Below are 5,685 nucleotides of genomic sequence, written 5' to 3'. Positions count from 1 at the left end.
AATCGACGACGATCGGCTCGGTAAACGTTGCTGTGATCGACTCGGTGAATGCTAATGTCCCCTGGCGCAAGTTAGGTGGTGTCTATTCCACCCCTGACCATGTTGTGGATATCATGCTAGCAGCAACCTTGGGGCAACTCCTCCAGGGCAAAACACCCGATTGTCTCAGACAAGCTCCCCTGCGGATTTTGGAGCCAGCCTGTGGACAGGGTATATTTCTCACCAGAGCCTATCGCTATCTGTTGGACTGGCACCGCACCTGGTATTTAGCTCACGGTGCCCCCCCTACCGTGTTAACTCTGCATGCCGATGGTACGGGACATTTGACACCAGCAGAGTGCCAGCGGCTACTATGGGACAGTTGCTATGGGGTAGATGTTGACCCCCATGCTGTTAGGGCTACCCAACAAGCGCTATTCAATGAGTTGCAGCGTGAAAGCCAAGCATGTTCTGAGGCGTGCTCTCTTAGCCTTCACGATCGCATCAAATTGGGTAATGCCATCATTGGTGCCGACTTTGCTGCTCCTATTCCTAGTACCTCGCCGTCTACCCCTTTTCACTGGGCACAGGAATTTCCGGAAGTTGCTGCCACGGCAGGGTTTGACCTTGTGATTGGCAATCCACCCTATGTAGACTCAGTGCTCATGCAGGCCTATCAGCCTGAATTCCGGGCTTACTGCAATGCTTATTATCAAACGGCTGTGGGCAATTGGGATTTGTTCTGTCTGTTCATTGAGCGCTCCATAGCCCTCTGCAAACCAAGTGGGCTAACCAGTCTCATCGTGCCTAATAAGTTACTGTCGGCTCCCTATGCAGCGGCTACTCGCCACATGCTCACCCACGCCTGTCGATTGATCTTGCTGCAAGACTACAGCCGCATTCCGATATTTCCTGTGGCTGTCTATCCTGTCGTGTACGTTGCCCAGAAATTGCCCAGTGCTGTAACCACCGTCTGCTACGAGCAAATGCACCAGACCGCTAGGGGAACGATCGTCTGCATTCAGCAACGTTATCTAGACCATAGTGCTGTTTCCCATCCCCGGCATTTCTGGTCATTCCATATCCCTAGTCAGACATCTCAGACAATACATCAGCTTCAAGTCACACTGCCCACCCTAGCAGACCTAGCAGAGGTGTCTAGCGCAGCAACCGTTGCCGAAGCTTACCAAATCCAACCTCATATTCAAGACCTATCGGATCCTAGAAGTCTATATTGGCAAGATGGCAATCAAGATGGCAATATTTTGCATCCAGAAAATGCATCAAACTGGTTACCCATAATCAACAGTGGCACGATCGACCCCTATTGTCATCTCTGGGGACGCAAGCCTATGCGCTATCTTAAAACCACCTACTTGCGCCCTGTGGTCAATCTCCGCTGTCTATCACCACGCCGACAATGCCAAGCTATCCAACCCAAGTTGATCATTGCTGGTTTGAGCCAAGTGCTGGAATGCGCGATTGATCCCCTAGGTCAGTTGGTAGCTGGCAAGTCTACCATAATCATCTGTTCAGCCGCCAACTTGTTCTATCTACTAGCGTTGCTGAATAGCAAATTTCTGAGAGATTACTATCGGCGGGTATTTGGGGGTGACTGTTTACGAGGGGGCTACCTGCGGGTTGGTGCTGCCTATCTGCGATCGCTACCTATCGTTCCCTACGAGCCTGCTAACGATCGCCACCGCCTGCTAGTGTCCTATGCCCAGCACCGTTGGCAGGTAAGCCAGTTTGCCCCTCAAGACCCACAGCCTACTCCCCAGCAGCAGTACCTTGACTGGGCGATGAATCAACTGGTGACTCAGCTTTATTGCCCAAACTAAGGGGCACAGTGATCACAAATGTGGTGCCCTCTCCCAATTGGCTTTGACAGTGAATCGTTCCACCCAGCTTTTGCGTAACCAGGTTATAGACAATGTGTAACCCTAAGCCACTGCCACCCTGTCCGCGCCGTGTAGTAAAAAAGGGGTCAAAGATTTTGTGCAAATGGTCAGGACTAATGCCACATCCGTCATCACTGTAGCTCAAGGTTAACTGCTCATGACTAGTCTGCACGGAGATGGCGATGTTACCTTGCTCACCAGGCCCATAGGCATGCACTAGGGAATTAATCACTAGGTTGGTGATAATTTGCGAGAAGGCCCCCGGATAGCTGTCAAGCATCAGGTCATCTGGACAGGCGATCGTGACCTGATGTTTAGTTGGCTTCAACTTGGGACGCAGGGAGAGCAGAATTTCGTCGAGGTATGTGCGTAGGTTAAACTGACGGCGCTCTTCACTTGACTGGTCAACTGCTACCTGCTTAAAGCTGTGGATGAGGTCAGCAGCCCGGTTCAAGTTAGCCAAAATCATAGCGCTGCTCTGGCTGGCAAGGTCTAGAAATGCTTCCAGATCTGATCGCTTCATTTTGCCACTGCGATAGGTTTCTACAAACTTGGCAGTACGATCAGCCAACAAAGAAGCAGCTGTTACACCAATCCCGATCGGGGTATTAATTTCATGGGCAACCCCAGCTACAAGTCCCCCCAAGGCAGCCATCTTTTCGGCTTCTACCAGTTGACTTTGGGCAGCTTGCAGATTGCTTAGAGTCAGGGATAGCTCCTGGGTGCGCTCTTTGACCAGATTTTCCAGGTTTTGGTTGAATTGGTGCAGATTGGCATAGAGCTGGGCGTTGTCAATAGAGATAGCTAATTGAGAAGACAACATCTGCAAAACTTCGAGGCGATCAGGCGTAAAGGCACCAATGGTCAAGTTATTTTCCAGGTATAGAATGCCGCTGAGTTTTCCTTGGTGAATTAGCGGTGTACACAGCAGTGACTTGGGGCGATAGGTTTGAATGTAAATATCATTGGTGAACTGCTCGCTATGGGAAGCATCTTCTAGCACAACATGGGTGCGAGTTCTGAGGACGTAGTTCAAAATTGCTTGGGGCAACATGGGGGATGGTGGCGATGTATCCAACTCTGATCGGGTAGGCAACACCGTCACATAATCAGAGTCTCCAGAGGCGGCGATCGTCCACCGGCCATCCTGTTCCAGCAGGAGGGCACCCCACTCAGCACCAACGTTTTCAATGGCAATCTGCATCATTTTTTCCAGCAGTCGATCGAGGATAATCTCACTGGTCAGCACTTGGGATGCCTTGAGCACCGTAGAAAAGTCCAGGAGCCTCGTCCCACTAGTGTTAGAGATAGTTACGAGTGAGTAGCTGTCTGGTAGGGGGCCAGATAAGGTCAACAGTTGGGGATAAATGGCTTCTAGCTGATGCACTTTGGTAGTGGCACCCCAGCGATAGTAACTGTCGTAGGCTCGTCGCAGATAGGTAAGCACAATGCTCTGTCGCCCCAAGCGCTGATAAAACGCAGCAGCTCGCTCAGCTGCGATCGCTTCTTGTTGTGGCAGTTTAGCCACATGAGCAGCATGCAGAGCACGATCGTAATACTCCATAGCCGTCAAAATATCAGCCTGAATGCCAGCTAGCTCGGCATGTAACAGGTCAAGCCAACCTTGGAAATAATCTGGATCGTCACTCAGCCATTGCTGACCTATAGTCTGTAGTTCTAAGCCATAGGCAATAATCCTTGCCTGTTCATCAGGGCTGGCTTGAACACCATGCGCCAAAGTCACCAAACCATCCAAGATTTGATAGGTACTCATGTAGTCACTGGGTAAGCCTGCACGGTAGTCTCTGACTAAGGCAATGCAAGCTAAGGCTTCAGGGTAATCGCCCAGCACATAGGCTAAATACGTCTGCGCCAGATAGGTCAAGCATAGCAGTGTCAGGTTGCCTTGGGCTTCAAACTCTGGCAGAGCGATCGTAGGGTTGAAGTAGCTGCCCTTCAGGTATTGGGGGCGATCAGTGCTATGGACGAGGTTGTGAATCACTTGCTGCCAAGGGGCTAACCACGACTCATAGAAAGACTGCTTTAGGGTACGCAACAAGGTGCGCTGCTGCTCATAGTCATTGGCGATCGTCTCCAGGGACTCTCCACTCCAAATCAAGTAATAGCAATAATCCACGGCATAACGGGCTGCAAACTCCGGGTGGCCACTGTTTAGCTCTCGTTGGATAGCAGCCTTCAACTCGGTACACAGAGCAGCTATCGGCTGGTTGCGCTGGATGCTAGGTAACAGTAGTGGTTGCTCCAGGTCATGGGTGGATGAGATTGAGGCAAGCTCCGCTGACCATGTGGTCACCATGTCATGCATGTGAGTATAAACCGACGGATCAACTGCTTGGGCTACAGGAAGTACCCACCGCAGAATCTTAAGTACAGCCTGCATCTCTGGTGGACTTAGATTGGGCAGAGGGCTATCGGTCAAGACACCAAATTGATCTAGCAGCGCCAATGCTAAGTCAAGTGCTTCTCGAAACTGCGATCGGGCCACAAAACAACGAAGACTGATTTCGCAGGCTGTCACCTGATCCAGCAAGGTAGTGGCACGGTGAAAAACCACCCCTGTCAAGTCAATGGCCATTTGCAGATTCATGGCCAAAAAGTTTGCTATGGCAGCCTCGTTGTGAACCTCTAGGGTGATGTCGTAATCAATCTGCCAACCGTTAGTGGGCAACAGCTTAAGGGCAGTGTTAAAGTATCGAGTTGCTAGGGCATATTGTCCGGCTGACGAGGCTTTGCGCCCAGTGAGCAGGTTAAGGTGCACCAGTTCCATGCGATCGCTAGTTTCGGTCAGTAACTCAGCCCCCAGATTCAAGTGGTTAAGAATCTCAAAGGAATTGTCGTGAAACGCAGATGCCGGAGTTGCTGCTAAGAGAATGCGACCAACCTGTTGATGGAGTATTGCCCGATCGCCCATGGGAATTAGACCATAGGCTGCCTGCTGCACCCGTTGGTGTAGAAATCGATACTGACTTGTCGAGAGATGGGTAGAGCCAGCAGGTTGGCCACTCCCTTCCGACTCTGACACTGGCAAAACAAGACCATCCTGCACCGCCGGGTGTAAGTCCTGAGTGACATCACTGAGAGACCGCTGTTGAATTTCTGCCAGCAGCATTACGTCAAACTGGGTGCCTAGACAAGCCGCAGATTGCAAAATTTGTTGCGTGGAGGCAGGTAACTTAGTGAGTTTATTAATGGCTAAATCGACGAGATTATCCGTCGTGTTTAGGGCAGCGATCGACTTCAAATCCCATGTCCAGTTCAGCCGCTCGAAATCAAAATGGATAAAGTGTTGCCGATGGATTTCCTGCAAAAACTCATGGATAAACAGGGGACTGCCAGCCGTTTTCTGCATTACAACCGTGGCTAATGGTTGCACCGCCGTATGGCTCTGACGAAGTGTATCCGCCAGCAGATCAGTAATGTCCTCTAATAGCAATGGCTCTAAGGGAATGTGATAAATATTGCCTGCCCCATGTACGTTGATTAGCATCGTGAGCAGTGGATGATCACGATCAATTTCATTGCTGCGATAAGCACCCAGCAACAACAGGTGCTGAAGCGGTGACCGGCTAACGAGTTGCTCGATTAGCTCTAAGGATTGCACATCGGCCCATTGCAAATTGTCGAGAAACAGCACCAGTGGATGATCAGGTTGGCAAAACACTTGGATGATCTGTTGAATGCCAAACCCGATGTCTTCTCCGGGTGTGATCGCGGCAAAAGAGCAGGGCATCTGTGAGCCTAAAACCATCGCTAGCTCTGGTAAATGCTCGATTAGATCGCTGCT

Annotated in this window: 2 protein-coding genes; one reads left to right on the top strand and one right to left on the bottom strand. The window is 50.7% G+C overall.

Going from position 1 to position 5,685, the window contains the following annotated elements; all coding sequences use genetic code 11:
* The coding region (locus tag NZ772_12515) for an Eco57I restriction-modification methylase domain-containing protein (protein ID MCS6814373.1) at window positions 1-1,820 on the top strand (1,820 nt) is incomplete at its 5' end.
* Here NZ772_12515 and NZ772_12510 read toward each other — a convergent pair.
* Window positions 1,750-5,649: an ATP-binding protein gene (locus tag NZ772_12510; protein ID MCS6814372.1), complete on the bottom strand. Its 3,900-nt coding sequence runs from the start codon at window positions 5,647-5,649 to the stop codon at window positions 1,750-1,752. The genes NZ772_12515 and NZ772_12510 overlap by 71 nt on opposite strands.
* Window positions 5,650-5,685: the final 36 nt, after the last annotated feature.

This window comes from Cyanobacteriota bacterium (assembly GCA_025054735.1).
Lineage (GTDB): Bacteria > Cyanobacteriota > Cyanobacteriia > SKYG9 > SKYG9 > SKYG9.
Note: the sequence above shows the minus strand (reverse complement) of the source record. Positions and strands in the feature narration are given on the sequence as shown.